The sequence below is a fragment of the Nonomuraea sp. NPDC004702 genome, assembly GCF_053601695.1.
In genome coordinates this window covers 66,646-93,421 of the sequence record NZ_JBSGCE010000029.1, presented here as the reverse complement: position 1 = coordinate 93,421, position 26,776 = coordinate 66,646, and the positions used below count along the sequence as shown (strand labels likewise).

Annotated in this window: 28 protein-coding genes; 10 read left to right on the top strand and 18 right to left on the bottom strand. The window is 74.3% G+C overall.

Translation table 11 applies throughout. From position 1 onward, the window contains the following. The gene (locus tag ACWEJ6_RS31025) at nt 1-1,335 is read right to left on the bottom strand and encodes a glycosyltransferase 87 family protein (protein ID WP_452428315.1); all 1,335 of its coding nucleotides are present in this window, start codon (nt 1,333-1,335) and stop codon (nt 1-3) included. Between the two features lie 137 nt (nt 1,336-1,472). On the opposite strand from ACWEJ6_RS31025, the gene ACWEJ6_RS31020 reads away from it, so the two are divergent. Together ACWEJ6_RS31020 and ACWEJ6_RS31015 are read left to right on the top strand one after the other, a co-directional pair. After that, nucleotides 1,473-2,444 carry an NAD-dependent epimerase/dehydratase family protein gene (locus ACWEJ6_RS31020; RefSeq protein ID WP_452428384.1) on the top strand — a complete coding sequence of 324 codons (972 nt, stop codon included), beginning with the start codon at nt 1,473-1,475 and terminating at the stop codon, nt 2,442-2,444. Further along, nucleotides 2,441-3,130, top strand: coding sequence for a glycosyltransferase family 2 protein (locus tag ACWEJ6_RS31015; protein WP_452428313.1), 690 nt, complete (start codon nt 2,441-2,443; stop codon nt 3,128-3,130). Before ACWEJ6_RS31020 ends, ACWEJ6_RS31015 begins: the two co-directional genes overlap by 4 nt. Here the strand turns inward: ACWEJ6_RS31015 and ACWEJ6_RS31010 are convergent. Genes ACWEJ6_RS31010 through ACWEJ6_RS31000 form a run of 3 tightly spaced genes read right to left on the bottom strand, consistent with a single transcriptional unit; the run spans nt 3,108 to nt 4,233 of the window. Next, nucleotides 3,108-3,440: a YnfA family protein gene (locus tag ACWEJ6_RS31010; protein ID WP_352353939.1), complete on the bottom strand. Its 333-nt coding sequence runs from the start codon at nt 3,438-3,440 to the stop codon at nt 3,108-3,110. The two genes, ACWEJ6_RS31015 and ACWEJ6_RS31010, sit on opposite strands and share 23 nt — an antisense overlap. Before the next feature lie 5 nt (nt 3,441-3,445). Next, the gene (locus ACWEJ6_RS31005; RefSeq protein ID WP_387670114.1) at nt 3,446-3,874 is read right to left on the bottom strand and encodes a MerR family transcriptional regulator; all 429 of its coding nucleotides are present in this window, start codon (nt 3,872-3,874) and stop codon (nt 3,446-3,448) included. Further along, nucleotides 3,871-4,233, bottom strand: coding sequence for a hypothetical protein (locus tag ACWEJ6_RS31000; RefSeq protein ID WP_452428310.1), 363 nt, complete (start codon nt 4,231-4,233; stop codon nt 3,871-3,873). Before ACWEJ6_RS31000 ends, ACWEJ6_RS31005 begins: the two co-directional genes overlap by 4 nt. 96 nt (nt 4,234-4,329) lie before the next feature. Between ACWEJ6_RS31000 and ACWEJ6_RS30995 the strand changes: the two genes are divergently transcribed. Both ACWEJ6_RS30995 and nhaA read left to right on the top strand, forming a co-directional pair. Then, nucleotides 4,330-4,494, top strand: a complete 165-nt coding sequence (locus ACWEJ6_RS30995) for a hypothetical protein (protein ID WP_452428308.1) — start codon at nt 4,330-4,332, stop codon at nt 4,492-4,494. A gap of 104 nt (nt 4,495-4,598) precedes the next feature. Beyond that, nucleotides 4,599-5,816, top strand: a complete 1,218-nt coding sequence (nhaA, locus tag ACWEJ6_RS30990) for a Na+/H+ antiporter NhaA (RefSeq protein WP_452428306.1) — start codon at nt 4,599-4,601, stop codon at nt 5,814-5,816. Here nhaA and ACWEJ6_RS30985 read toward each other — a convergent pair. Continuing rightward, on the bottom strand, nt 5,813-6,769 hold the full coding sequence (locus tag ACWEJ6_RS30985; protein ID WP_452428304.1) for a helix-turn-helix transcriptional regulator: 957 nt from the start codon (nt 6,767-6,769) through the stop codon (nt 5,813-5,815). The genes nhaA and ACWEJ6_RS30985 overlap by 4 nt on opposite strands. A 72-nt stretch (nt 6,770-6,841) precedes the next feature. On the opposite strand from ACWEJ6_RS30985, the gene ACWEJ6_RS30980 reads away from it, so the two are divergent. From ACWEJ6_RS30980 to ppk2, 4 genes are all read left to right on the top strand, one after another. After that, on the top strand, nt 6,842-7,600 hold the full coding sequence (locus ACWEJ6_RS30980; RefSeq protein WP_452428302.1) for a DinB family protein: 759 nt from the start codon (nt 6,842-6,844) through the stop codon (nt 7,598-7,600). A 1-nt stretch (nt 7,601) separates the two neighbouring features. Then, nucleotides 7,602-8,309 (top strand): alpha/beta fold hydrolase, encoded by a 708-nt coding sequence (locus ACWEJ6_RS30975; protein ID WP_452428300.1) that lies wholly within the window; start codon nt 7,602-7,604, stop codon nt 8,307-8,309. Between the two features lie 68 nt (nt 8,310-8,377). Further along, nucleotides 8,378-9,454 (top strand): phosphate ABC transporter substrate-binding protein PstS, encoded by a 1,077-nt coding sequence (pstS, locus tag ACWEJ6_RS30970; RefSeq protein ID WP_452428298.1) that lies wholly within the window; start codon nt 8,378-8,380, stop codon nt 9,452-9,454. Between the two features lie 103 nt (nt 9,455-9,557). Next, the gene (gene ppk2, locus ACWEJ6_RS30965) at nt 9,558-10,517 is read left to right on the top strand and encodes a polyphosphate kinase 2 (protein ID WP_358293419.1); all 960 of its coding nucleotides are present in this window, start codon (nt 9,558-9,560) and stop codon (nt 10,515-10,517) included. 123 nt (nt 10,518-10,640) lie between these two features. Here ppk2 and ACWEJ6_RS30960 read toward each other — a convergent pair whose 3' ends face one another. Then, nucleotides 10,641-11,138: a CAP family protein gene (locus ACWEJ6_RS30960; protein ID WP_387670088.1), complete on the bottom strand. Its 498-nt coding sequence runs from the start codon at nt 11,136-11,138 to the stop codon at nt 10,641-10,643. A 247-nt stretch (nt 11,139-11,385) separates the two neighbouring features. On the opposite strand from ACWEJ6_RS30960, the gene ACWEJ6_RS30955 reads away from it, so the two are divergent. Next, nucleotides 11,386-12,492, top strand: coding sequence for a mandelate racemase/muconate lactonizing enzyme family protein (locus ACWEJ6_RS30955; RefSeq protein ID WP_364334226.1), 1,107 nt, complete (start codon nt 11,386-11,388; stop codon nt 12,490-12,492). 55 nt (nt 12,493-12,547) lie between these two features. Here ACWEJ6_RS30955 and ACWEJ6_RS30950 read toward each other — a convergent pair whose 3' ends face one another. The 10 genes from ACWEJ6_RS30950 to ACWEJ6_RS30905 all read right to left on the bottom strand — a co-directional run bounded on the left by ACWEJ6_RS30950 (nt 12,548) and on the right by ACWEJ6_RS30905 (nt 24,329). Further along, a complete protein-coding gene (locus tag ACWEJ6_RS30950) occupies nt 12,548-13,555 on the bottom strand; it encodes a dihydrodipicolinate synthase family protein (RefSeq protein ID WP_452428296.1) in 1,008 nt (335 codons plus the stop codon). Nucleotide 13,556: 1 nt separating this feature from the next. Next, on the bottom strand, nt 13,557-14,582 hold the full coding sequence (locus tag ACWEJ6_RS30945) for an NAD-dependent epimerase/dehydratase family protein (protein WP_397164075.1): 1,026 nt from the start codon (nt 14,580-14,582) through the stop codon (nt 13,557-13,559). Beyond that, nucleotides 14,569-16,008 carry a beta-N-acetylhexosaminidase gene (locus tag ACWEJ6_RS30940; protein WP_452428293.1) on the bottom strand — a complete coding sequence of 480 codons (1,440 nt, stop codon included), beginning with the start codon at nt 16,006-16,008 and terminating at the stop codon, nt 14,569-14,571. Before ACWEJ6_RS30940 ends, ACWEJ6_RS30945 begins: the two co-directional genes overlap by 14 nt. Then, complete coding sequence (locus tag ACWEJ6_RS30935; protein WP_352353965.1) at nt 16,005-16,775, bottom strand: sugar phosphate isomerase/epimerase family protein; 771 nt, start codon at nt 16,773-16,775, stop codon at nt 16,005-16,007. Before ACWEJ6_RS30935 ends, ACWEJ6_RS30940 begins: the two co-directional genes overlap by 4 nt. Beyond that, a complete protein-coding gene (locus ACWEJ6_RS30930; protein WP_452428291.1) occupies nt 16,772-17,779 on the bottom strand; it encodes a Gfo/Idh/MocA family protein in 1,008 nt (335 codons plus the stop codon). Before ACWEJ6_RS30930 ends, ACWEJ6_RS30935 begins: the two co-directional genes overlap by 4 nt. Nucleotides 17,780-17,811: 32 nt before the next feature. After that, entirely contained in the window at nt 17,812-18,624 is an 813-nt protein-coding gene (locus tag ACWEJ6_RS30925; protein ID WP_352328343.1) for a carbohydrate ABC transporter permease, read from the bottom strand. Next, nucleotides 18,617-19,549 (bottom strand): carbohydrate ABC transporter permease, encoded by a 933-nt coding sequence (locus ACWEJ6_RS30920; RefSeq protein WP_358293385.1) that lies wholly within the window; start codon nt 19,547-19,549, stop codon nt 18,617-18,619. The genes ACWEJ6_RS30925 and ACWEJ6_RS30920 overlap by 8 nt, the downstream gene beginning before the upstream one ends. Next, nucleotides 19,546-20,838: an extracellular solute-binding protein gene (locus ACWEJ6_RS30915; protein WP_452428288.1), complete on the bottom strand. Its 1,293-nt coding sequence runs from the start codon at nt 20,836-20,838 to the stop codon at nt 19,546-19,548. Before ACWEJ6_RS30915 ends, ACWEJ6_RS30920 begins: the two co-directional genes overlap by 4 nt. 55 nt (nt 20,839-20,893) lie before the next feature. After that, complete coding sequence (locus ACWEJ6_RS30910) at nt 20,894-22,009, bottom strand: GntR family transcriptional regulator (protein ID WP_358293382.1); 1,116 nt, start codon at nt 22,007-22,009, stop codon at nt 20,894-20,896. Between the two features lie 112 nt (nt 22,010-22,121). Continuing rightward, a complete protein-coding gene (locus ACWEJ6_RS30905) occupies nt 22,122-24,329 on the bottom strand; it encodes a hypothetical protein (protein ID WP_452428286.1) in 2,208 nt (735 codons plus the stop codon). A 234-nt stretch (nt 24,330-24,563) separates the two neighbouring features. Between ACWEJ6_RS30905 and ACWEJ6_RS30900 the strand changes: the two genes are divergently transcribed. After that, nucleotides 24,564-25,043 (top strand): hypothetical protein, encoded by a 480-nt coding sequence (locus ACWEJ6_RS30900; protein ID WP_452428284.1) that lies wholly within the window; start codon nt 24,564-24,566, stop codon nt 25,041-25,043. Here ACWEJ6_RS30900 and ACWEJ6_RS30895 read toward each other — a convergent pair. Continuing rightward, nucleotides 25,032-25,655 carry a cysteine hydrolase gene (locus ACWEJ6_RS30895; RefSeq protein WP_452428282.1) on the bottom strand — a complete coding sequence of 208 codons (624 nt, stop codon included), beginning with the start codon at nt 25,653-25,655 and terminating at the stop codon, nt 25,032-25,034. The genes ACWEJ6_RS30900 and ACWEJ6_RS30895 overlap by 12 nt on opposite strands. An 11-nt stretch (nt 25,656-25,666) precedes the next feature. Then, nucleotides 25,667-26,695 carry an alcohol dehydrogenase catalytic domain-containing protein gene (locus tag ACWEJ6_RS30890; protein ID WP_452428280.1) on the bottom strand — a complete coding sequence of 343 codons (1,029 nt, stop codon included), beginning with the start codon at nt 26,693-26,695 and terminating at the stop codon, nt 25,667-25,669. Nucleotides 26,696-26,776 lie beyond the last annotated feature (81 nt).

Sequence of the window (26,776 nt, the reverse complement as noted above, 5' to 3'; positions counted from 1 at the left end):
TCAGTCCTTCCGTGCCGATGACAGCAGGTGATCGCCGCGGGACCGCCGTACGGCCCAGCCGGCCAGCACGACGAGGGCGGCCACGGCGTACGCGGGGGTGCCGGGGGTGCCCGGGGCCGCCGGGCCGGCGGTGTAGGCGACCGCGCCGGCCAGGGCGACGCCCAGCCACTCCCACCGGCCGTCCAGCGCGGCCAGGGCGACGACGAGCAGCGCGTACCAGGAGTAGCCGGGGGTGAACAGCAGCAGGAGGGAGCCGCTGACCAGCAGCGCGCCGCGCCAGGGCCGGTCGGCGTCGCCGTACCGCAGGACGGCCAGGACGACCAGGCCGAGCAGCGCGACCGCGGCCCAGGGCGCCCACCCGTCCGGCACGAACAGCCGCAGGACGGCATAACGGTTCCCGCCGCCGGGCCCGTCGTAGCGCTCCTCCTTGAGGTACCCCGGCAGGTAGCCCGCCACCGAGGCGCCCGAGACCAGCACGTACGGCAGATAGGACAGCGCGATCACGAGCCCGGCGGGCCCGACGACGCCGAGCACCCGCCGCCAGGCCACACCTCCGCCCGGACCCCCGGACAGCACCCCGGACAGCGCGCCGGGCAGCGCGGTCACGGGCAGCAGCTTGGCCGCCACGGCCGCGCCGAGCAGCGCGCCGCGCCCCCGCACGGCGGTGAAGGCCAGCACCACCAGCAGCACGCCCAGCATGTCCACGTGCGCGTTGTTCACCGCCTCCACCGGCACGGCCGGGCACCACGCCCAGTACGCCGCCCGCCGGGCCCCCGCCGCCCGGCACAGGATGGCCAGCACGGCCACGGCCGCCGCGAAGCCGCCGAGCTGGAGCGCCTTGTGCCGCACCCCGTCCGGCGACAACCAGTGGACCAGCAGGAAGTAGCCCTGCGCGACCGGCGGATAGATCGTCGGCTCGGTGGGGCGGTTGATCCGGGTGCAACCGCCGCCGGGCAGGGGCCACAGGGACGGGGCGTCGCAGGCGGCCGGGAAGAGCCAGTCGTCGCGCAGCCGGACGAGCGCCGGGTCGGCCGGCGGGTGGTCGTAGGGCGAGATGCCGGCGGCCTGCACCCGGCCGTCCCAGGCGTACCGGAAGGAGTCGGTGCTGCTGCTCGGCGGGGCGGCCAGGCCGGTCGCGGCGAGCGTGATCCCGCCGGCCAGGACCAGGACGGCCGTCCGCCGCTCCGGCAGCCGGGCGGTCTGCCACAGCGCGGCCGCGAACAGCGCCCAGGCCGCCAGGTACCAGCCCAGGTGGGGCGGGCCCGTCACCAGCCGCAGCACCACGGCCGCCAGGGCGGCGAGCGTCCCGGCGGCCGCCGTCGTGTTCCGGTTCACGGCGGCAGCCTCGCATCCGCAGGCCGGTCCGGGGCCGCCGCGGCGGTTCACGTTCGTCGTTCGTAAGAACCCTTACGAACCGCGAACGCGGCTTCGGTCCGCCCGGCCCGGCGGTTACCGTCGGCGGCGTGAGAGTGATGGTCACCGGCTCGGCCGGTTTCATCGGCGGCCACGTCGCCGAGGCACTGGAGGCGGCGGGTCACGACGTCGTCGGCCTCGACATGCGGACCGGCGCGGACGTGCGCGACGCCGAGGCCCTGGACGCGCTGCTGCCCGGCGTCGAGGCCGTCGTGCACCAGGCGGCCAAGGTGGGCCTGGGCGTGGACGTCTCCGACCTGCCCGCCTACGCCTGCGTCAACGTCTTCGGCACCGCCGTGCTGCTGGCCGCCATGGCCAGGCACGGGATCACCCGGCTGGTGCTGGCCTCCTCGATGGTCGTCTACGGCGAGGGACGTTACGCCTGCGCCGCGCACGGCGACGTCCGGCCCGGCCCGCGGACCGCGGACGATCTGGACGGCGGCCGGTTCGAGCCGCCCTGCCCGCGCTGCGGCGAGCCCCTGCGCTGGGCGCCCATCGAGGAGGACGCCCCGCCCGATCCGCGCAACGCCTACGCCTCCAGCAAACTCGCCCAGGAGCACCTGGCCGCCAACTGGGCCAGGGAGACCGGCGGGACCGTCGCGGCCCTGCGGTACCACAACGTCTACGGGCCCCGCATGCCGCGCGACACCCCGTACGCCGGGGTCGCCGCGATCTTCCGCTCGGCGCTGCGGGCCGGCCGGGCACCGGCGGTGTTCGAGGACGGCCGCCAGCTCCGCGACTTCGTCCACGTGCGGGACGTGGCCACGGCGAACCTCGCGGCCCTGACCGCGTCCTTGCCGCCCGGCGGGCTGAGGGCCTGGAACATCGCCTCCGGCGCGCCGCGTACCGTGGGGGAGATGGCCCGCGTGCTCGCCGCCGGGTGCGGCGGCCCCGGCCCGCGGGTGACCGGCGGCTACCGGCTGGGCGACGTCCGGCACGTCGTCGCCTCGCCCCGGCGGGCGGAGGCCGAGCTCGGCTTCCGCGCCGCGATCGGGTTCGAGTCCGGGATGGCGGAGTTCGCCCGGTCATGACGATCGACGTGATCCTGCCCTGCCTGAACGAGGAGGCCGCGCTCGCCTGGGTGCTCGGCCGCATGCCCGCCGGCTACCGCCCGATCGTCGTCGACAACGGGTCCACCGACGGCTCGGCGCGGGTCGCCCGCGAGCTCGGGGCGCGGGTGGTCGCCGAGCCCGTGCGCGGGTTCGGGGCCGCCTGCCACGCCGGGCTGCTGGCCTCCTCCGCCGACCTGGTCTGCTTCATGGACGCCGACGCCTCGCTCGATCCCGCCCAGTTGCCCCGGGTGGCCGGGCCCGTCCTCGGCGGGGAGCTCGACCTCGTGCTCGGACGCCGGCGGCCGCGCGGCGCCGGCGTCTGGCCCGGGCACGCCCGGCTGGGCAACGCCGTCCTGGCCAGGAGCCTGCGCCGGCGCACCGGCGTGGCGCTGCGCGACCTCGGGCCGATGCGGGCGGCCGCCCGCGTGCCGCTGCTGTCGCTCGGGACGGCCGACCGCCGCTTCGGCTACCCGCTGGAGACGGTGCTGCGCGCCGCGGCGGCCGGTTGGCGGATCGGCGAGACGGACGTGGACTACCTGCCCCGCGCGGGCCGCTCGAAGGTGACCGGCACCCTGCGCGGGACGCTGCGGGCCGTCGCCGACATGCGCCGCGTCATGGGGGACGCGCGCCCCGGGGCCGGGCTCAGGCGCGGGGGGCGTACATGATGACCAGGACGCCGACGAGGCAGATCAGGGCGCCGATGACGTCCCAGCGGTCGGGGCGGAACCCGTCGGCGACCATGCCCCACACCAGGGACCCGGCGACGAAGACGCCGCCGTAGGCGGCCAGGATGCGGCCGAAGTTGGCGTCCGGCTGGAGGGTGGCGACGAAGCCGTACAGGCCGAGGGCGACGACGCCGCCGCCGATCCACAGCAGCCCGCGCTGCTCGCGCACGCCCTGCCAGATCAGCCAGGCGCCGCCGATCTCGGCGAGCGCGGCCAGGGCGAACAGCAGCAGTGAGCGGATCATCGTCATGACGGTCAGTACACCGCATCCGCGAGGGCGGCGGCGGGCAGGGGGCAGCCGGGGCCGGTGCAGCCGGTCAGGCTGTCGCAGCCGGCGGCGACCACCCGCGTCAGCGACTCCCGTACGGTGGCCAGGTCGGCGATCCTCGCGTCGATCTCGTCGATCTTGGCCTGGGCGTGGGCGCGCAGGCCGGCCGTGGGGTGGCCGCGGCGGCCGGCGCCGATCAGCGCGGCGATCTCGTCGAGGGTGAAGCCGAGCCGCTGGGCGGCCTTGATCACGGTGAGCAGCGCGACGGTCCCCGGCGGGTACGCGCGGTGCCCGCCCGGGCTGCGCCGCGGCTCGGCGATCAGGCCGCGGCGCTCGTAGTACCGCAGGGTCTGGAGGTTGACCCCGGCCCGCGCGGCCACCTGCCCGCTGCGCAGGTACGGCTCCTCGGGGCTCACGCGGGCCGTCCCCCGGCCCTGGCCTGGAGGGCGTCCAGGACGCCGGTGTGCCACGGGGGCACGGTCGCCGCCAGCGTCAGGCCGCCGCCCCCGATGGTGAGGGTGAAGGTGAAGAACGAGCAGCAGGCGTTCTCCCGGACGGCCAGCCCGGCGGCACGGGCGGCCACGCCGGAAGCGTCGGCGCCGGGGCCGTCGGGGGCGAGGTCGAGTTCCAGCCGGTCGGGCGCGGGGCGGCGCACCGAGCGCACCGAGCGCGCGAACAGCTCGTCGAACTCGGCCACCCGCAGCGGCCGTCCGGCGGTGGGCAGCGTGCAGGCCGACGGCGTCCAGCCGGGGGAGAGGGGCAGGTCTGCGGTCATGTCCCGACGGTAACCCCGTACCCGGGTACCGGATTCAAGGGGCGGCGGGAACTTGTAGGGTAGGAGGGGGACACGATTGGACAAAGGGGAGGCAAGGTGCGCGAATTCCGCTCCTGCTTCCATTTCCGCTCCTGCCTCCACCTCGCGCGCGAGCGGCACGGCCGCCCGCTGCGCCCGCTGGAGTTCCGTCCGGTCGGCACGAACGGCTACGTCAGCACGTGGGGCGTGATCGCGGGCATCCGCCCGCCGCAGGGCCGCTGAGCGCCCGCCCCCGTACGTGATCCGGGTGCGCGGGTCGCCATGAGGCCCGGGCCGCGCATCGGGCGGCCCGATCGTTACCCGTACCGTCCTGGAGTTCTCCCTTCATGTCTGCCTCCTCGCGGATCATCATTGCCCTGCGCTCCGACGCGGTCGGCGGCGTCCTGCTCATCGTCGCCGCCCTGACCGCGCTGGCCTGGGCCAACTCGTCCCTCGCCGGCTCCTACGAGGCCCTGCGCACGTGGTCCTTCGGCCCGGAGTGGCTGGGCCTGCGCCTGAGCGCGCAGGCGTGGGCCGCCGACGGGCTGCTGGCGGTGTTCTTCTTCATCGTCGGCAACGAGCTCAAGCAGGAGCTCGTGCACGGCGAGCTGCGCGACCCGCGCCGCGCCGCGCTGCCCGTGGTGGCCGCGCTCGGCGGCGTGGTGGTCCCGGCGCTGCTGTTCCTGGCGGTGAACGCCGCCGCGCCGGGCGAGGCGGCCCGCGGCTGGGGCGTGCCGATGGCCACCGACATCGCCTTCGCGCTCGCCGTCCTGGCCGTCGTGGGCCGCGGCCTGCCCGCCCCGCTGCGCACGTTCCTGCTGACGCTGGCGACCGTGGACGACGTGTGCGCGGTCGTCGTGATCGCCGTCGGCCACACCTCGGGGCTGAACCTCGCCGCCCTGGCCGGGGCCGCCGCCGCGCTGGGCGTGTGGGCGTACCTGCAGCACGGGCGGGGCCGGGCGGTCACCGCCGTGCGCCGCGCACTGCCCGCGTGGCTGCTGTACGGGCCGCTCGCCGTGCTGATCTGGGCGCTGGTGCACGCCTGCGGGGTGCACGCCACCATCGCCGGCGTCGCGATGGGCCTGCTGATGCGCACCAGCCCGCGCCCCGGCGAGCAGGAGCCGCCCTCGCAGCGCGCCGAGCACGCGTTGCGGCCGTTCTGCGCCGGGGTGGTGCTGCCGGTGTTCGCGCTGCTGTCGGCCGGGATCTCCCTGTCGGGGGCGGGCGGCTTCTGGACGGGGACCGTGACGTGGGGCGTGCTGGCCGGGCTGCTGGCCGGCAAGCCGCTCGGCATCGTCGGCGCCGCCTGGCTCACCGCGCGCCTCACCAGCGCCCATCTCAATCCGCGGCTGGGCTGGAGCGACATCGCGGGGGTGGGCGTGCTGGGCGGCATCGGCTTCACCGTCTCGCTGCTGATCGCCGAGCTCTCCTACACCGGGCCGGCCCACCTGACGCAGGCCAAGGGCGCGATCCTGCTGGCTTCGGCGGCGGCGTCCGTGCTGGCCGCCCTGATCCTCGGCGCGCGCGTCCGCCGGCACCGTACGGCCGGGCGGGCGGCGGCCTAGCCGGGCAGCGCGGCGGCCAGGCGGGCGGCCAGGCGGGCGACCGCCGCGCGCAGTTCCGGCCCGCCCTCGACGCGGAAGGCGAACGGCACGGCCGGCAGCCACTCCTGGGCGTACATGGCCGGGTTGCCCGTGCTGCCGACCAGCACGCAGCCCTCGTCATGCGGTTCGAGCCGTCCCATGGGCGGGTGCACCCAGGGCGCCACCTCGGCCAGGGGCGCGCCGAAGACCACGCGGGCCGCGTACGCCCATCCGGCGCCCAGGTTCTCCTCCAGCGCCGCCACCGGGTCCAGCCCGTCGGGCGGCCGGAAGCCGTGGACGGTCTCGTGGACGGCCCGGACGCGGTCGACCCGGTAGGTGCGGATCGCGCCGGCGCGGTGGGAGTGGCACAGCAGGTACCAGCGCCCGTACCGGACGACGACCGCCCAGGGATCGACCTCGGCCTCCCACTCCGTGCCCGATCCGCTCCGGTAGGCGATGCGGACGCGCCGCCGGGCCGCGGACGCGGCGACCAGCGCGCTGGTCACGGCGACGCCGGGACGGGCCGCGTACCGGTCGGGCGCGGCGGAGGCGTGCTCGCGCAGCGCGGCGGCCTGCCGTCCGACGCCTTCCGGCAGGGCCCGGATGACCTTGGACAGGGCGGCGCCCACCAGGTCGTCGGGGTCGGTGGCGGCCGGCTGGCCGTCGAACACCGCCATGACCAGGGCCAGCGCCTCGGGCTCGGTGAAGGCGACCGGCGGCAGCCTGGTGCCGCGGCCGAGCCGGTAGCCGCCGTAGGGGCCTCTGGCCGACTCGACGGGGATGCCCGCCTCCCGCAGGATCCCGACGTACCGGCGGGCGGCGCGCTCGGTCACGCCCAGGGCCGCGGCCAGCTCCCCGGCCGTCACGCCGGGACGCTGCCGGAGGACCTCCATGGCGCGCAGGGCCCGCGCGGTGGGGCTGAGTTCGGTCGGCACCCGAGCAGATTAGAGCGGTTCCGGCAGGTACCGGAAGTAGAACGTCCGGAATACCGCCTACCGTGTGGCGTCATGACCGACTCCCGGGAAGACCCGCACGTCGAAGACGTGAGCGTGCGGCGGGCCACGTTCACCCGGCTGCGCGTGCGCGACGTCCGCGTGCGCGCGGCCGACCTGTCCGGCGTGCGGGTGCGCGGCGCCGAGCTCGTCGACGTCGAGATCAGCGGCGAGCTGCGGAACGTCGTGGTGAACGGCGTGGACATCGCCCCTCTCGTCGAGGCCGAGCTGAACCGCCGCATGCCCGAACGCGCCCGGATGCGCCCCGACGAACCCGAGGGGTTCGGCGAGGCGTGGGCGATCCTGGACCGTCTGTGGGCGGGCACCCTCGCCCGCGCGGCGACGTTCCCCGAGGCGGCGCTGCACCGGAGCGTCGACGGCGAATGGTCCTTCGTCCAGACGCTGCGGCACCTCAACTTCGCCTCGGCCGCCTGGATCGGCCGGATGATCCTGGGCGACCCCTCGCCGTGGCACCCGCTCGACCTGCCGTGGGACGAGGCGCCCGGCTGGGACGGCGTCCCGTGGGACCGGGCGGCCCGGCCGCCGCTGGCGGAGGTGCTCGCCGTCCGCCGGGACCGCCGGGCGATGGCCGGCCGGGTCGTCGCCTCGCTCACGCCCGAGCTGCTCGCCTCACACGTCACCCGCGACGAGCCCGGCTGGCCGCGGCTGGCCCGATTCCCCCTCAAGGAGTGCCTGCACATCGTCCTGCACGAGGAATGGGAACACCGGCTCTACGCGGAACGCGACCTGAACGCACTGGAGAAAGAAGACTGACATGGACATCCTGCTCATCGGCGGCCTCTGGCTCGACGCGTCCGCCTGGGACGAGGTGACGCCCGCGATCGAGGCGCTCGGCCACCGTCCCGTGCCGGTCGTCCTCCCCGGCCAGGGGGACGGGAACGCCGCCGCCACGCTCGCCGACCAGGTGGCCGCCGTGCTCGCCGCCGTGGCCGCGGCGGACGGAACACCTCTGGTGGCCGGCCATTCCGCCGCCTGCACGCTGGCCTGGCTGGCCGCCGACGCACGGCCGGACAAGGTGGGCAAGGTCGCCTTCATCGGCGGTTTCCCCGCCGCCGACGGCGCTGCCTACGCCGACTTCTTCGAGGCCGTGGACGGCGTCGTGCCGTTCCCGGGATGGGCGCCTTTCGAGGGGCCGGACGCGGCCGACCTCGACGAGGAGGCCAGGCGGAGGTTCGCCGCCGCCGCGGTCCCCGTCCCCGAGGGGGTGGCCAAGGGCGTGGTGCGGCTGACGGACGAGCGGCGGTTCGGGGTGCCGGCCGTCGTCGTGTGCCCCGAGTTCAGCCCCGCGCAGGCACGGGAGTGGATCGACGACGGCGACGACGCGGAGCTGGCCCGGGTCAAGCACCTCGACCTCGTCGACCTCGACTCCGGGCACTGGCCCATGTTCACCCAGCCGGTCGAGCTGGCCCGCCTCCTGGCCGCCGCGGCCGACGGGACACCGGACGGCTTGGCGACAAGGTAACCCTTCGTGTCCGAGGGCTTGACCAAGGGATGACGGGTCCGGACGCGTCCGGTTCATAGCCTTGTGCAATGGCAAGGCTGACATGGACGGCCAAGTCGGTCCTGGTCGCCGTGCTCGTTCTGGCCGGCGGGGCCGCCGCCGCGGCCGGGGCCGTGTTCCTGAGCATGAGCAGCGAGGACGGCGCCGCTCCCGAGCCGGTGGTCGCGTGGCTGCACGGCTCGGGCTCGACCGCGCAGAAGGGCGCCATGGACGCCTGGAGCGGCGAGTTCCAGCGCGTCCACCCCGAACTGCGCGTCGTCTACGAGGCCAACGGCTCCGACCGCGGCATCGAGGACTTCATCGCGGCCCGCAGCGCGTTCGCCGGCTCGGACGTGCCGATGATCCCGGAGGAGCAGGCGCGGGCCGACCGGCGCTGCGGCGGCCGGGCCGAGCACCTGCCGATGGTCGTCGCCCCGGTCGCGGTGGCCTACAACTTGACCTCCGTGCCCGGCCTGCGGCTGTCCCCGGCGACCCTGACCGGCATCTTCACCGGGCGCCTCACCAGGTGGAACGCCCGGGAGATCGCCGCCGACAACCCCGGCCAACCCCTTCCGGGCACCCGCATCCACGTCTTCCACCGCTCCGGCCAGTCCGGCACCACCCAGAACCTCACCGAGTTCCTGCGGGCGACCGGCGGCTGGCCGCACCAGCCGTCCAGGACGTGGACCGGCGCCGGCCAGGGCGTCACCAGCTCCAGCGGCATGACCCAGGTGCTCCAGCACACCAGGGACTCCATCGGCTACGTCGAGTACGGCTTCGCCGGCAGCGCCCGCCTGAGCACCGCGGACGTGCGCAACGCCGCCGGGGAGTTCGTCGCGCTGTCGCCGGAGAGCGCCAGCAAGGCCCTGCAGGGCGCCACGGTCGAGAGCGGCGAGCGCGGGCTGGTGCTGACGTTCGACCACAGGCGGCCGGTCCCCGGCGCCTACCCGATCGTGCAGGTCACGTACGAGATCATCTGCGCGGGCCGGGCGGACCCGCTGGCGCGCGCCTTCCTCGGCTACGCCGCCGGCGACGCCGGCCAGTCCTACCTGGCCCTGTACGGCTACGCCCCCCTGCCGCACGACCTGCTCGTCCAGGTACGCGCCCGCCTGGGAGCAACGAGCTGAACGGCCCGCGGGATTTCCCTGAATAGGGCCCGCCGGCACGATTAGCCGGCCGCATCCGGTGAAGAGAGGACGCCATGAACGCGAACATCCGGTCGCGGGCCGCATGACCGGTCCAGGCGACGAGCAGCCCGTGGTCCTCGCCCCCCTGGCGGCCGCGGAGCACAGCGAACTGCTCGACACCACTCCCGGGTTGTGGGTGGACGACGGCGACGACGACGATCCGGTGCTGATGCGCGCCGACGGGCGGCCGGTGGACACTTGGCGGCAGCACTACCCCTACGACGAGCGCCTGTCCAGGGAGATCTACGAGCGGGACAAGCGGCTGCTGCAGATCGAGCTGCTCAAGCTGCAGTACTGGATCAAGGCCACCGGCCGCCGGCTGGTGGTGCTGTTCGAGGGGCGCGACGCGGCCGGCAAGGGCGGCACGATCAAGCGCTTCATGGAGCACCTCAACCCGCGCGGCGCCACGGTGGTCGCGCTGGAGAAGCCGAGCGAGCGCGAGCGCGGCCAGTGGTACTTCCAGCGCTACATCGCCCACCTGCCGGCCAACGGGGAGATCGTGCTGTTCGACCGCTCCTGGTACAACCGGGCGGGCGTCGAGCGGGTCATGGGCTTCTGCGACGTGCACGAGTACCTGGAGTTCATGGAGCAGGTGCCCCGCCTGGAGGACCTGCTGGTGGACTCGGGGCTGCACCTGGTCAAACTCTGGTTCTCGGTCTCGCGGGCCGAGCAGCGCACCCGGTTCATCATCCGCCAGGTGGACCCGGTGCGGCAGTGGAAGCTGTCGCCGATGGACCTGGCCTCCCTCCGCAGATGGGACGACTACACCCAGGCCAAGGAGGACATGTTCCTGCACACCGACACCGAGTCGGCGCCCTGGACCGTCATCAAGAGCAACGACAAGAAACGCGCCCGGCTGGAGGCCATGCGCCACGTGCTCAGCCTCTTCGACTACGACGACAAGGACGACGAGGTCGTCGGCGTGCCCGACCCGCGGATCGTGATCTCGGCGGGGGACATCTTCGACGAGGACCACGTCGCCTCCCAGGGCACCGACCCGTGACCGCCCGGCCCGGGCCGTCCGACCCGTGACCGTCCTGCGCCGGCCGGCGGCCGGTGGTCAGGCGGCCGGTGGTCAGGCGGCCGGTGGTCAGGGGGCCCTCGCCGCCCCCTGACCGGCCCGTCGTCAGGCGGGCAGGACGTTCTGGGGGTACTCGCCCTCGTAGTTGCCCGGGTTCTCGAAGACGAACACGATGTAGGTCTCGAACCCGTCGGGGCCCTGGCCGGCGACGCGGGCCGCGCCGACCCTCCTGCTGTCCTTCCAGACGAGCTGGCTGAAGTGGCCGGTCTTGGCCGGGTCGCCCGGCGGGTTCGCCCAGTTGTAGTCGGCGATCTCGTTGTACCAGGCGGTCACGGCGTCGCCGGCGGTCTTCGGCGTGGAGCCGGAGGACATGCCCCAGAAGATGTTCTCGCCGGTGGTGTCGCGCAGGCCGTCGTGGCCGGCCGACAGCTTCGCGTACTCCGAGCGCGAGGACGCGCGCTCCTTGGCGTACTCGACGAGCTTGGCGTCCATCTCCATGGGGGGCGCGTGGTGCTTGGCGCGGTAGGCGTTGGCCTCGTTCAGTGCTTCGGCCAGGAAGCTGTCGCTGGTCGCGTCCGGAAGAGCGGGACGGGTTCCGGCCATCACGATCACCTCGTCGTGAACGGGAGAAGTGGGGACCACCGAAGCCTGCGCCCGGGCGGGCCGCCGGTCAACGTCCGGATGCGGCCAGGAGACCCCGGCGAAAGGGCCGAATGAATTCCTGCCGTTGATTCTGGAATCAAATCCGGCGTGCTAGATTCGGGAGGCTTAAATGCTCGGGTAAGCATGAATTCCTGCTCATTGGAGAATGATGAAATCGCTGGTCGTCGAGCGTATTGAGATATTCGTCGTGGAATTGCCGTCCATCCGTTCGTTCAGCATTTCAGGGGGAAACGTCACCACCGAGGGGAAGCCCGCCGAGCGGGTTCTCGTCAAGGTGACGGCCGGCGGGGTGACCGGCTGGGGCGAGGCCACGCCGACGCCCGCCTGGACGTACGAGACCGTGGAGTCGATCTCGACGACGATCGCCGGCTACCTGGCCCCCGCCCTCCTCGGCCGCCCCGCCTGGGACCTGGACGGCGCCTGCGCGGCCTACGAGAAGGTGATCAACCGCGGGCTGACGATCGGGTCGCCCATCGCCAAGTCCGCGCTCGACATCGCCCTGCACGACCTGCTCGGCCGGGCCCTCGGGGTGCCCGTCGGCGTGCTGTGGGGCCAGCGCCGCCGCGACCGGATCACGCTCGGCTGGATCGTGGCCGGTCAGACGCCCGGCGAGGTGCGGCAGGCGGTCGAGGAGGGGCGGGCGGAGGGCTACCACGCGTTCAAGGTCAAGGTGGGCCTGCACGACGAGGCGACGGACCTGTCCGTCGTCGCCGCCGTCAGGGAGGCGGCCCCCGACGCCCCGCTGTGGGTGGACGCCAACCAGGCCTACACCGTGGACGGCGCGCTGCGCATGGCCCGCCGGCTGGCCGACCTGGACGTCACGGCGTTCGAGCAGCCGCTGCCCGCCAACGACGTCACCGGGCTGCGCCGCCTGCGCGACCACAGCCCGCTCCCGGTCGCGCTCGACGAGAGCCTGCGCCACCCCTCCGACCTGGCCACGTTCGTCAAGCTCGACGCCGTCGACATCGCCATCGCCAAGGTGCAGCGGTCGGGCGGGCTGACGTTGTCGCGCCGGCTGTGCCAGCTGGCCGAGGACGCCGGGCTGCGCATCATGGGCTCGGGGCTGACGGACACCGACCTGGGGTTCGCCGCCTCGCTGCACCTGTTCGCGGCGTTCGGCGTGGACACCCCGGTCGACCTCAACGGCCGCCAGTTCGTGCACTCGGCGTACGTCGGCGGCCCGACGGTGGAGGTCTCGGACGGGACGGCCCTGGTGCCCACCGGCCCCGGCCTCGGCGTCGAGGTGGACGAGAACGCCGTCCGCGCCCTGTCCACGGCCCACTGGACCGTCTGACCAACGAAAACCGGGGCCGGGACGCGCGCCCCGGCCCCGGCTCCCGGTTCCCGGCTCAGCGCAGCCAGTCGTCCAGGTGTGCGGCGACGAAGTCGTCGTCCACCAGCCAGGGATAGGCCGCGCGCACCCGCGCGATCTCCTCGGCCTGCCCCGGTGACAGGTCCTCGTCCGGGTCCAGGCACCACGTCCCGGCCAGCAGGCCCTGGCGGCGCAGCACCTCGTGCACCCCGGCGATGCAGCCGCGGAAGCCGCCCGCCACGTCGAACACCGCGCCGTTGGCGTCGGTGAGGTCGCCGGCGCGGGCCAGCAGGGAACGCAGCACCTCGTCGTCCCCCGCCCACGCCCGGCGCACCTCGCCGAACATGAGCACCGCCGCCCGCGTCCACACCGCCCACTGGCCGAGCAGCCCGCCGACGATCCGGCGGCCCGCGACGGGGGAGAGCAGGTCGGCCAGGATGTTGTCGTCGTTGCCGGTGTAGAGCGCGATGTCGTCGCCGCGCCCGGACGCCGCCACCGCCCTGACCACGTCGAGCGTGCGATACCGGTCGAAGGGCGCCATCTTGATCGCCACCACCGACTCCTGCTCGCTCAGCGACCGCCAGAACGACGGGCCGAGCCGGCGTCCGCCCACCGCCTCCTGGAGGTAGAAGCCGATCACCGGCAGCACCTCGCCCACCGCCCTGGCCCGCGCCAGCAGCTCCGGCTCGCCCGCCCCGGGCACCTGGGGTGACAGCAGCACGGCGTGGTAGCCCAGCGAGGCGGCGAGCTCGGCCTCCGCCACGGCCTGGGCGGTGTCGCCGCACGCGCCCGCGACCATGACGAACGGCCGCCCCGCCTCCTTCGCCACGACCTCGGCGGCCAGCTCCAGCACCGGCCGCAGCAGCCCCGCCCGGCGGATCTCGAACTGCGTCGTGTGCACCGCCACGGCCGCCCCGCCCGCCCCCGAGGCCAGGTAGTAGCGGGTGAGCGCGCGCTGGCGGCGCTCGTCCAGGGTGCGCCCGGCGGTCAGCGCCAGCGGGTGGGCGGGGATGACCGTCCCCTCCCGCAGCAGGCCGATCGACATCTCAGAACCTCCCGTCGCGTACCGCGAACTTGGTCGGCTTGCCCGACAGGGGCAGCCCGCGCGACAGCCAGCCGGCCTGCCACCCGATCAGGGTGTCCAGCGGCACGTCCGGGTAGCCGAACAGGCCGTGGCAGCGCGAGGCGTCGCTGAGCAGCGCGGTGCCGCTCTCGCCGCCGGTGAAGGACGCCCTCGTCCCCATCGCGGCGGCCAGCCGGGCCGCCGTGCGCCGCACCGAGGCGGTCTCCGGGCCGGTCAGGTTCAGGGTGAACGCCTCCGGGGCGCGCGCGTGGCGCAACGACCGCAGCGCGACCTCGTTCGCGTACCCCTGCCAGACGACGTTGACGTGCCCGGTGGTGAGGTCCACCGGCTCGCCCGCCGCCACGGTGGCCGCGAGGTCGGCCAGCACGCCGTAGCGCAGGTCCACCGCGTAGTTCAGGCGCAGGATCGCGACCCTGGTGCCGTAGGCCGCGGCGGCGTGCTCGAAGACGCGCTCCCGGCCCAGGCAGCTCATCGCGTACTCGCCCACCGGGTCCGGACGGTCCTCCTCGGCGCTGCCGCCGCCGGCCACGTCCACCAGCGGGTACACGTTGCCGGTGGAGAACACCGCGATCGCCGAGTCGCGGTAGCGCCTGGCCACGGCGGCCGGCAGCGCCGCGTTGACCGCCCACGCCTGGTACGGCGCCGCCGACGTGCCGAACTTGGCGCCCGCCATGAACACGACGTTGGCCGCGTCCGGCAGCCCGGCCAGGTCGCCGCCGGACATCAGGTCGGCGGCGACCACCTCGACGCCCTCGTCGGCCAGCGCCCGCGCCGCCCGGCCGTCCGACCAGCGGGACACGGCGTACACGCGAGCCGAGCCGCGGCCCGCCGCCTCCAGGGCCCGCCTGGCCAGCCGGACCAGGCTCGGCCCCATCTTGCCGCCCGCGCCGAGCACGACGAGGTCGCCGTCGAGCCCGGCGACGTCGGCGGCCAGCGCGGCCGACGGGGTGGCCAGCCGGTCCTCCAGCTCCTGCTCAGAGGTGAACACGCGGGGCTCCTTCGGGTCGCCGGTAGGCCACGCCCATCCGGTCCAGCAGGGGAAGGTGATCGGCCAGCCGCCGGGTGAAGCCGCCCAGGTCGCGGCCCGCCGACCAGGCGGCCTCGGCCACGGCGCACAGGCGCGGGAAGGCGTTGTGGTCGAAGCGTTCCCTGGTGGGCAGGTACTCACCCCACAGCTGGGCCTGCAGGCCGAGCACGGAGTCGCCGGCGTCGTACCCGTAGACCGTCTCCAGGGGGAGCGGCCCGGAGATGCTGACCGGCTCGCCCGGGGCGTCGGACTCGGCGTAGTCGAGGTAGGTGTGCGTGTGCGGCGCGGCGACCACGTCGTGCCCGGCGCGCAGGGCCGCCTCGATCCGGTCCACGCCCCGCCAGGCCATGATCACCATGTCCTCGGGCGGGTCGTGGTCGAGCATGTCGTCCCAGGCCACCGCGCGGCGGCCGAGCCCGCGCAGGTGCCCGGCCAGCAGCCGGCCCCACCAGCCGAGCAGGGCCCGCGGCCCGTCGAGCCCGGCCTCGGCGACCCGCCGGGCCGCCTCGGGGTCGGCGGCCCACTCGCCGGCGCGCACCTCGTCCCCGCCGATGTGCACGTACCGGGACGGGAACACCTCGCACAGCTCGTCGAGCACGTCGCGGGCGAACCCGGCGGCCCGCTCGCCCACGTTGAGCACGTGGGAGGAGATGCCCCACGACGTCCGCACCTGGACGGGCGTCCCGGAGGGGTGGCCCAGCCACGGGCAGGCGGCGATGGCGGCCTGCGAGTGGCCGGGGAACTCGATCTCGGGCACCACGCTCACGCCGCGCGCCGCCGCGTAGGCCACCAGGTCGCGCAGCTCCCGCTGGGTGTAGAAGCCGCCGTGCGGGACGCCGTCGAACCGGCCCTCGCGGGCGTGCCCGGCCGGCGACTCGGCGCGGCGGGCCCCGGCCTCGGTCAGCCGCGGGTGCGCGCGCACCTCGAACCGCCAGCCCTGGTCGTCGGTCAGGTGCAGGTGGAGCACGTTGAACTTGTGCAACGCCAGCAGGTCGACGTACGAGCGCAGGAAGGACATCGGACGCCACCAGCGGGCCACGTCGATCATCACGCCGCGCCAGGCGTACCTGGGCACGTCGCGCACCGTCCCGCAGGGCACGCCGCCGGGGCCGTCGAGCTGGCGCAACGTCTGCACGCCCCAGCGCAGGCCGGCGACGTCCGCCGCGGCGATCATCGCCCGCTCCGGGGTGACGTCGAGGGTGTAGCCCTCCGCGCCGAGCGACGGGTCCGGCGCCAGCCGCAGCTCGATCTCGCCGGGGGCGTCGCCGCCGGTGGCCGGTCCGAGCAGCTCCCTGGCCAGGGCGGCGTGCGGCCCGCGGACCGGCGCGCGCACGCCGGGCTGGAACGTTCCCTCGCCCCGGTGTACCGAGGCGGCCAGGGGGATCACCGTCCCAGCACCGTTCGGAAGGCGGCCAGTGCCTCGCCGACGGGCGCCGCGTCGGGGTACCAGGCGCGCTCCCACTCCAGCGCCAGGAAGCCCGCGTAGCCGATCCGGTCCAGCTCGGCCAGCACGCCCGGCACGCCCACCGCGCCCTTGCCCGGCAGCACCGGCGCGAGGTCGGCGGGCGAGGCCGCGTCCTTGATCTGCACGTGCCGCAGGTACGGGCCCAGCGCGTCCGCGGTGGCCGCGGCGCTCTCGCCGGCCCGCCACGGGTTGACCACGTCCCACAGCGCGCCGACGCGCGGCGAGCCGACCCCGGCCAGCACATCGGCGACCGCCTGGCCCGTCAGGAACACGTCGTGCGTCTCCAGCAGCACGTCCACGCCGTTGTCCGGCAGCCGACCGGCCACGTCCGCGAGCCTCCGAGTCGCGGCGGCGGCCGGGTCGTCCTGCCCTTCGACCCCGCCGAAGACCCGCACGTACGGCGAGCCGAGCGCTTCGGCGATCTCGACGTGGCGCAGCACCTCGGCCACCGGGTCGCCGTCCGGCCGGGCCACGCGGGTGTAGGAGCACACGGCGACGATCCCGATCCCGGCAGCGGCGAACGTCCGGGCGATCGAGCGCAGCTCGGCGTCGGGGGTGTCCGGCGCGACGATCTCACCTTCGGCGCAGCGCAGCTCGACGGCGGCGCAGCCGTACCGGGCGGCGGTGGCGACGACCTCCTCGGCCGGTGCGCCCGGCATGCCGAGCGTGCTGAACGCGAGCGGGTTCATGACTGTCCCTTCACTGTGACGGTGGAGCCCCGGCGGGCGGACTCGTAGACGGCCAGGGCGACGTCGAGGACCGACAGGGCGTACTCGGCGGTGACCTCGGGGGCGGTGCGGCCGGCGCAGGCCCGCGCGAAGTCGGCGAGCTGCGCGGCGAACGCGGTGGCCATCTCGCCGATGCCGGGCGCGGCGACCTGCGTGGCGACGCCGCGCCGGAAGGACCAGACGCCCTCGCCGCGGCTGATGCGCAGCGCGCCCTCGCCGCACACGATCTCCGCCTCGTCGGTGAACGGCAGGCCGGTGCCGGTGACCGAGATCGTCGACCGGGTGCCGTCGGCGTGCCGGGCCAGGGCGACCGCCTCGGTCTCCACCGACCCGCCGGCGGGCCCGGCGACGTGCGCGGTGACCTCCGCGATCGGCGAGCCGACCAGCATCTGGAGCTTGTCGATGCTGTGCGTGCCGACGTTGAGCACGATGCCGCCGCCGGCCATGTCGGCGTCGAGGAACCAGCGGGGGCGCGTGGGATCGGCGTAGTCGGCGGTGCGCCGCTCGGCGGCCACCACGACCCGGCCGAGCTCGCCCGAGGCTAGGAACCCGGCCGCCGCGCGCAGCATCGGGACGAAGCGCAGCACGTGCCCGACGGCGAACACCACGCCGGCCGCCCGGCACGCCTCGATCATGCGGACGGCGTCCTCGCGGGTGGTGGCGATCGGCTTCTCCACGAGCACGTGCAGCCCGGCCGCGGCGGCGTCGAGGGTGATCGGGGCGTGCAGCGCGTGCGGCACGGTGATCACGACCGCGTCGAGGCCGCCGGCGTCGAGCATCGTCCGGTGGTCGGTGAAGACGCGGGCGCCGGCCTCGGCGGCCAGCTTCTCGGCCGCCTCGGCCCGGACGTCGCACACCGCGGCGACCTTCACCTGCCCGGCGCTCTGGCGGGCGGCGGCCACGTGGAACTCCGCGATGGTGCCCGCGCCGATGACGCCCAGGCGCAGCCCGGATGTTGTGGTCACGATTTCCTTTCCGGATCGGACATGGGCTCTGGTCAGCCCTTGAGACCCGCGGACATGGTTCCGCGGACGAAGTAACGCTGGGCCAGCACGAACACCACCAGCATCGGCAGCAGGCTCATCATCGCCGCGGCCGTCACCAGCTGGTCGTTGCCGACGAACTGCCCCTTCAGGCTCAGCACGCCGACCGGCAGCGTGTAGTTCTCCGGCGAGGTGAGGTAGATCGTGGGCTCCAGCACGGCCTTCCACGACGTGGTGAAGGTGAAGACCGCGAGCGTGGCCAGGGCGGGCTTGGCCAGCGGCAGGTGGATGCGCCAGAACACCTGCCAGGGGTTGGCGCCGTCGAGGCCGGCCGCCTCCTCGAAGTCCTTGGGGATGCCGAGGAACGTCTGCCGCATCAGGAAGATGCCGATCGGCGTGGCCAGCCAGTACGGCACGATGAGCGGCAACATCGAGTCCAGCCAGCCCAGCGAGCGGAACAGCAGGAAGTTCGGGACGATCGTGATGACGGTCGGCAACATCATCGTGCCCAGGGCCATCGTCAGCAGCGCCTGCTTGCCCGGCAGCCGCATCCTGGCCAGGGAGTGCCCGACCATGGCGCTGGTCAGCACGTTCCCGGCCACCGCGAGCACCGCGATCACCAGGCTGTTGGCCAGGTAGAGCCCGAACGGCGTGCGCCGCCACACCTCGGCGTAGTTGTCCCACTGGACCGGGTCGGGGATCCACGCGGGCGGCACCTGGATGTACTGGGCGAAGCTCTTGAGCGAGTTGCCCAGCGCCGCGGCGAACGGCAGCAGCATGACCGCCGCCCCCGCCAGCACCAGCACGTACGAGACGGTCTTACGCATAGTGCACCCACCTGCGCTGGAGCCGGAACTGCACCAGGGTCAGCGCGAGCACCAGCACGAACAGCACCCACGCCACGGCCGAGGCGTAGCCCATCTGGAAGAACTGGAAACCCTGCCGGTAGAGGTAGAGCACGGTCAGCTCGCTCGCGCCGTGCGGCCCGCCGTCGGTCATCACGAAGACCTGCTCGAACGACTGCAGCGTCTCGATGGAGGTGAGCACCAGCACCAGGAACGTGGTGCCGGAGATGCCCGGCAGGGTGATGTAGCGGAACCGGTTCCAGGCCGACGCGCCGTCGATCTTGGCGGCCTCGTAGCGCTCCTCGGGGATGGCCTGCAGGCCGGCCAGGAAGAGCACCGTCATGTAGCCGACGCCCTTCCAGACCGCGACCGCTGCCAGCGTGGGGATCACCAGCGCCGGATCCTGCAACCAGTTCTCGGCCGGCAGCCCGAGGAAGCCGAGCACCTGGTTGGCGATGCCGGTCTGCGGGTTGAAGACGGCGTCGGCCACGTAGGCGACGACCACCCACGAGGAGACGACCGGCACGAAGTAGGCCGCGCGGAACAGCGCCATGCCGCGCAGCCGCTGGTTGAGCGCGACCGCCAGGGCCAGCGCCAGGGCCGTCTGCGCCGGCACGAACAGCACTGCGAAGTAGGCGGTGTTGCCCAGCGTGCGCCAGAAGACCGGGTCGCCGAACAGCCGGGTGAAGTTGCCGAACCCGACGAACCTCGGCGCCGACATCAGGTCGTACTCGGTCATGCTGAAGAACAGCGAGGCCAGCAGCGGCCAGGCGGCCAGCGCGACCAGGTGCAGGAGGTAGGGCGAGGCGAACGCGAAGGCCCAGGCCCGCTCGCCCGTCCGCCGCCGCCGGGCGGGCGGCCGCGGCTCGGCGGCCACCTGCCCGGAGCGCCTGGTGAGCACCGTCACTGCGTCTTCCCGGCGTAGAAGCGGTCGATGACCTCCTGGGCCTCCTTCTGCCCGGTCTGCAGCGCGGTGGCGACCGGCGTGGCGCCCGACAGGGCCTCGTTCATGCGCTTGGCCAGCGCCTCGGTGTACTCCGACCACACGGCGTTGGTGCCGAGGTCGGTGGCCGCGTCCAGCGACTCCAGGAAGACCGGGCCGCGGTCGGCGGGCAGGGCCGTGGCGGCGACCTTCTTGTTGATCGGGATCGCCTCGCCCAGCTCGGCCCACTTGCGCTGCGGGCCCTCGCCGGAGAAGAAGGTGATCCACTTCCACGCCGCGTCGGCCTGCGCGGGGGAGGCGCCCTTGCCGACCACCCAGGAGTTGACGATGGCGACGTTGCCGCGCCCGGCCGGGCCCTTCGGCAGCGGCGCCACGCCGAAGTCGACGCCCGCGCTCACGGCGGGCAGCGTCCGGGCGTAGATGCCGTACGACATGGCGACCCGGCCGGTCGCGAACAGCGTGTGCACGACGCCCTTGCCCATGGCCTCGGTGGTCACGTAGTCGGGGGCGAAGCCGTCCTTGCCCATGGCGCGCAGCATCCAGTCGAGCGCGGCCGTGGACTGCGGGCTGTCGACGACGACCTTGCGGCCCCCGTCGCTGACGACGTCGCCGCCGAACGCCTTGACGATGGGCCACCAGCTCTCGGTGAACCCCGGGGAGTACGCGCGGAAGCCGTAGGTGTCGGGCTTGCCGTCGCCGTTGGCGTCCTTGGTGAGCTTCTTGGCCGCGGCGGCCAGGTCGTCGTAGGTCCACTCGGCCGTCGGCTCGGCCACCTTGGCCTCGGCGAACAGCTTCTTGTTGTAGAAGAGCACCGGGGTCTGGGCGCCCTGGGGGAAGCCGAAGACCCGGCCCTGGGCGTCGCGGTTCAGCTCGATGCCGGAGAAGTCGGCGGCGTTGACCGTCTTGACCCGGTCGCTCAGGTCGGCGAGCGCGCCGCGGGCGGCGAACTCCTGCACGAGCACGCCGTCCGACAGCCACACCTGGGGCGCCTGGCCGCCGGCGATCTGCGTCCTGAGCCGCTCGAAGAACTTGACGTACGGCGCGACCTCCAGCTGCACCTTGATCGACGGATTGGCGGCCGTGAACTCCTTGACGAGCTCCCGCATGGTCGTGTCGGCCGGGTCGCCCGCGGCGGCGTAGAAGCCGAGCTTCAGGGTGACCGTCCCGGAGTCGTCGGCCGGGCCGCCGCACGACGCCGTGCCGGCCACGGTGAGGACGGCCGCCGCGGCAGCGGCGAGCACGCGCACTCTCATTGGGTCCTCCAACAGGAACGAAGAGGGGGGAAGGGGGGTGAGGGGGACGCCGCCGTCACGTCGGGACGCGGACCTCGACCAGGCTGCCGGAGGCGGCTCCGCAGGAGGCGCGGACGGCCAGGCGGGGCTGGAGCACGACCCGGCAGACGGGGGCGGCGGGGCCGAGCTCGATCCGGCGCAGCAGCAGCTCGGTCGCCATCCGGCCGACCTCGGCCTTGGGCGGCGAGACCGCGGTCAGCGGCACCTCCGACAGGTCGGCGACCTCGTCGTCGTAGGCGACGACGGCGATGTCGTCGGGCACGGTCAGGCCGACCCGGCGCAGGTAGGGCAGCAGCGCGGTGGCCTCGCGGTCGCCGAGGCACACCACCGCGCGCACCTTCTCGGCGACCAGCGTGTTGGCGTAGGCCAGCATGTCGGGGCCGGTCCAGACGGGCTGCCTGGCCACGGCCTCCGGGATCTCCGGAAGCCCGAGGTCGGCGACGGCCTGGCGGTATCCCGCGAAGACCTGCTCGGAGCTGGCGGTGCCGATGCGGCCGAGGTAGCCGATCCGGCTGCGGCCGAGCCCGCTGAGGTGCTGCACCGCCGCGTAGCCGCCGCCGTGCACGTCGGTGCAGACGTAGGAGGTCGGGTCGGCCGGGCGGGGGTCGGCCGGGCGGCGTTCCACCAGCACGTACGGCACGGGCAGCCCGCGCAGGCGGGCCAGGTGGGCGTCGGGGTCGGCGGCGAGGTGCAGGTTGGGCACCAGCAGCAGACCGGCCACGCCGACGTCGACGAGCTGCTGGATCTGCCCGGCCTCGACGTCGGGGTCGTAGTTGGAGCAGGCCAGCACGAGCTGCACGCCGGCGGCGGTGGCCGCCCGCTCGATGCCCTGCACGACCTGCGGGAAGTAGTAGGTGTTCGACGGGACGAGCGCGCCGATGAGACGCGGCCTGGCCCCCGGGGTGACGGAGCTGGTCACGAAGGTGCCCGACCCCTGCCGCCGCCGGACGAGCCCCTCCTCGACCAGGAGGTCGACCGCGCGGCGCACGGTGTTGACCCCGACCGAGTAGGTCTGCGCCAGCTCGGACTCGGTCGGCAGCCGGCCGCCGACCGGCCAGCGGCCCTGCACGATCTCCTGCCGCAGGCGCGCCGCGAGGGTGCGGAATCGCCTTCCCCTGGGGAGGGAATTCATTCCTTCAGGTGGCTCCATAACGGGATTCTTCTCGCCATTCCAAAGCAATGTCAACCCTAAATTCACTCCGTTATTCGCGGCATATTAGGAATGAATTCCCTCCCACTGGGGGTCACCATCGGGCCGTGACGTCCTTGTCGCGGTCGTAGGCGGCGGCCCAGTAGTGGCCCGCGGCGGTCAGGCGGTGACCGGCGAAGCCCACCTCGCCGGTCGGCTGCTTCAGCGCCTCCGACGTCGCGGTGGCCCAGCCGTCGGCGCCCGCGGTCACCGTCACGTAGCGGCCGGCGGAGAAGGTGAACCGCCCGCGGACCGTGGCGGCCACCGGCTGCCCGCTCTCCAGGTCCACCACGCGCAGCCGCACGCGGGCCGCGCCGCCCTCCACCGTCACCGCCGCCGACTGCACGACCATGGGCCGCAGGCCGCTCGCGCCGGTCGTCACGGTGACCGGGGCCGAGGGCGGGCCGCGGTGACCGGCCACGTCCACCGGCACGACCCGGTAGTGGTAGGTGGTGGCGGGCAGCAGGCCGGTGTCGGTGTGGGTGAGGCCGCGGGCCTTCCCGGCGAGCGTGCCGGGACCGGGGGTGAAGCCCGCCTCGGTCGAGCGGTGCACCTCGTAGTGGGCGACCTCGGTGTCGTCGCGCGCCCGCCCGTACGTCAGGTCCACCGTGGCGTGGTCGAACGCCACGGCCCGCGGCGGCGAGGCCACGCCCGTGGGCGGCCCGGAGTCGGCGGGCGGCTCGGGCCACCTGGCCGAGGGCCCCCAGACCGTGGGCAGCTCCCGGTAGGAGTCGTAGTGGTGCAGCGCGATCCCGGCGAAGGCCGGGCTGCCCGCGAACGCCTGGGAGACCTTGGCCAGCTCGGCCTCCAGCACGTCCCTGCCCTCCTCGCGGAAGGTGATGGTGGAGGGGTCGCCGCTGGTCGCGATGTCCAGCGTCTCCACGCCGACCACCACCGACAGCGGCTTGCCGATCCGCTCGGCGTAGGCCAGCTCGCCGGCCGCCTGCGCGATGATGCCGGCGCCGCCGTCCGCCTGGTCGCGGTAGTCCATGATCGCGATGTAGTCGCTGAGGTCCTGGACGTGCTCGGCCAGGGTGCGGGTGGTCCCGCCGTAGGTGATGCCGGTGCAGCAGGCGGAGGTGTCCAGCCAGCGCGGCACGGCCGGGCCGAACAGCAGCGGCTGCCCGGAGGCGTCCCGGCGGGCGATCATCGCGCGCAGCGTGTCCAGCCACTGGATCTGCACGTCGGGCTTGCCGCTGGTGAACCAGGGCAGGCTGTACGGCTCGATGTCCACGTTGATCCCGTCGAACCGCTCCGCCGGCCTGGAGGACAGGTTGTAGTCGAGCACCCGTTCCATCTCCCCGACGGCCCGCTCGCGGTAGCGGGACAGCGCCCCCAGGTACGGCGGCCGCGTCCCGCCGGCGACGGTGGCGTGCACCTTCATGCCCCGGCCGTGCGCCCAGGCCACCAGGTCACGCAGCTCTGGACGCGCGTCCTCGATCATGTCGCGTCCGGCGTAGGTGTCCACGCCCAGGTAGAGCGTCGATCCGGCGGGCAGGACGGTCTCCAGCAGGCGGCGCGACCCCGGGTTGAGCACCAGGTTGTAGGACGCCTTCTCCCAGATCCACATCGCCCGGTCCTGCCGGTGCGGCACCGGGGCCTGCCCGCGCGCCGCGCCGAGCGCCACGTACGTGGTGGACGACCTGGACACGTGGCCGCGCGCGTCCACCGCCTCGGCCTCCAGGCTCGCCATCACGTCGCCGTACCTGGCCGGGTTCAGCAGCGTGACGTAGCGTCCTCGCGCGCCGGCGGCGGGCTGCCAGGGGCCGCCGTTGACGCGGACCCGGACCGAGCGCACGTCCGCGCCGGCCACGTCCACCCGGACCGGCGTGGGACGAGTGAGCCGGGCCCCGTCGGCGGGCTCGGCGATCGCCACGCGCGGGGCCCTGACCTGCGGATTGTCCACGCGCAGGGTCAGCGGCGGCGACCAGGCGCCGTAGCGGGTGTCGGCGGCCGTGGCCTTGGCGTAGACCTCGATCTCGCCGTCCAGGGCGGCGGTGTCGAGGTCGTAGGACCAGGTTCCGCTGTCGTCGGCGTCCGGGTCGGTGACCTCGGCCCGGTCCACGCGCTCGCCGTCCACCACGACGGACACGTCGTAGGCGGTGGTGAAGCGGCCGGTCAGCCGGATCAGGCCGGGGGCCGGCTCGGCGGAGTCGATCACCACCGACGGCGGGTCCGCCGCGCTCGCCACGGCCGGTGCGGCCACTGTGAACGGGACGGCGAGCGCGAGCGCGCCCGCGATTCTCCATAGCCGTGAGGGCATGAAGCCACCTCCATAGGAATGAATTAACGCCGGAAACGGATATGTCCGGACATTGAATCCATGAGATGGCGAAACGATAGCCCCGAATTTCCGGAAGAAGAATGGCATGAATTCCGGCCACCGAATCTCGGGCCCCTCGCCGGCACGGAAGGCGGGGGGGATCCCTCTGACGGGGGAGGAGGTTCGCGCGCAGTGGGGAGGGGCGGGCGCCGGGCGGTCCCTAGCGTTGCGGGCATGGTCGACTCTCATCACCCGCGGCGCTGGCCCGCGTACGGGCTTGCGGCGCTGATGCTCGGGTACGCGGCGGGCAAGGCCGTCTTCGCCGTCCAGGGCAGGCTCGGTTTCCCCGGCGGGCCGCCCGTCCCGGCGGCCGAGGCCGCGCGCTACTTCCTGGACCCGTCACTCGCGCAGGGGGTCGCGGCGGCCTCCGGGGTGCTGGGGGCCTGTGTCGCCGTGGCCACCGTCACCGCCGCGGGCCGCCGGCTGCCGCGGGCCGCGATGCTCGCCGTGCTGGCGGTGATGCTGGCGGCGCTCGGCGGAGGCGCGGGCATCATGATCCTCGACGGGTTCGTCGGCCTCGGCGTCGGCTGGCGCTGGTACCACGGGATCATCGGGCTCGTCGTGGCCGGCCTGGCCGCCGGGACGGCCCGGTCCTACTGGACGGCCACCCGCCCCGCCCGCCCGAGCCCCGGCTCGGCCCGGTCAGCCCCGTGAGAAGGCCGCGACCAGGTTCTCCGTGGTCAGGATGGCGTGGGCGAAGGTGGGGCCGTTGAGCTCGTGCGCGGCGTGCAACATCTCCGGCAGGTACGCGGCGGTCGCGTCGCGCACCAGCGTCACGTGGTAGCCCAGCTCCATGGCGAACCGCCCGGTGGACTCGACGCACGTGTTGGCCAGCACGCCCACGGCCACCACGTGCGTGACGCCGCGCTGCCGCAGCTGGAGGTCCAGGTCGGTGTTGGCGAACCCGCTCTGCGCCCAGTGCTCGGCGGCGACGACGTCGCCCTCCTCCGGCTGGAGGTCGGGATGGAACTCCCCGCCCCACGAGCCGCGGGCGAAGGTGTGCCGCTCCTGGATGCCGTGCTGCGTCGGGTTCGGATGGGCCCAGCTCTCGTAGTCGCCCGGCTGCCAGCGGCGGTGCGGGACGAACACCACCCGCACGCCGGCCGCGCGCGCCGCGGCGATCACCGCCCGCAGGTTGTCCAGCAGGCCGATCGCCTGCGCCACCGGCCCGAGCCGCGGCCACACCTTGCCGCCCTCGGAGATGAAGTCGTTGTACGGATCGACCAGCAGCACCGCGGTGCGGCGCGGGTCGTAGGACTCGGTCATGGCCGCCCTCCTCAGTTGCCGGTGGTCAGGACCATGCGGAAGCGGGCCTGCCCGGACATCATCCGCTGGTACGCCGTCGCGGCCTCCTCCAGCGGCACTTCCTCCGTCCAGGCCCGCACGCCGCTCCGCGCGGCGAACCTCATGGTGTCCTGGGTGTCCACGGCGATGCCGGAGGCGTGCCCGTAGACCCGGCGGGCGCCGCCGACGAGCTGCAGCGGAGTGACGGCGAGCGGGTCGGTGTCGATGCCGACGGTGATGAGCTCGCCGCGCCGGCCCAGCCCGTCGATCGTGCCGGACATCGCCGCCGAGCTGGTCACCGTCGCCAGCACCACCTTGGCCCCGCCCAGCGCCAGCAGCGCGTCGGCGGCCTGCTCGGCGGCGCCGTCGATGTAGTGGGCGGCGCCGAGCTCGCGGGCCAGCGGCTCCTTGTCGCTCCCGCGCGCGATGGCGATCGTGTCGAAGCCCATCCGCGCGGCGAACTGCACGCCCAGGTGGCCGAGGCCGCCCAGCCCGAGGATCGCGACGGTGTCGCCAGGCCGCGCCGAGCTGCGCCGCAGCGCGTTGAACACGGTCACGCCCGCGCAGGCCAGGGGCGCCGCCTGCACCGCGGTCAGCTCGTCGGGGATCGCGGCCAGCGCGACGGCCGGCGCCACGACCGAGTCGGCGAACCCGCCCGGGTAGGCGGCGCCCGGCACCTGGAGCTCGGGACAGAGCACCCCGTCGCCCTCCCGGCAGGCGTCGCAGTGGGCGCAGCTCCCGCCGTACCAGCCGACCGCCACCCGGTCGCCCACGGACCAGCCCGCGACGCCGTCGCCGATCGCGTCGACGCGTCCGGCGATCTCGTGCCCCGGCGTGACGGGGAAGGCGGTGCCCGGGAGCGCGCCGGCGATGATCAGCGCGTCGGAGTGGCACACCCCGCACGCCTCGACGGTGATCCGCACCTGGCCGGGGCCCGGTTCGCGGGTATGCGCCGGGGCCTGGGCCAGGGCGCCGCCGGGCTCGGCGACCTGGATGGAACGGTGCAGGGCAGAAGACGGCATGGCGTCTGCTCTTTCTTCGTACGGGACGCGGCGGCCTCACCGGGAGGCCCTCACAAGGCCACCTTTTCCACTTCCGCCTCG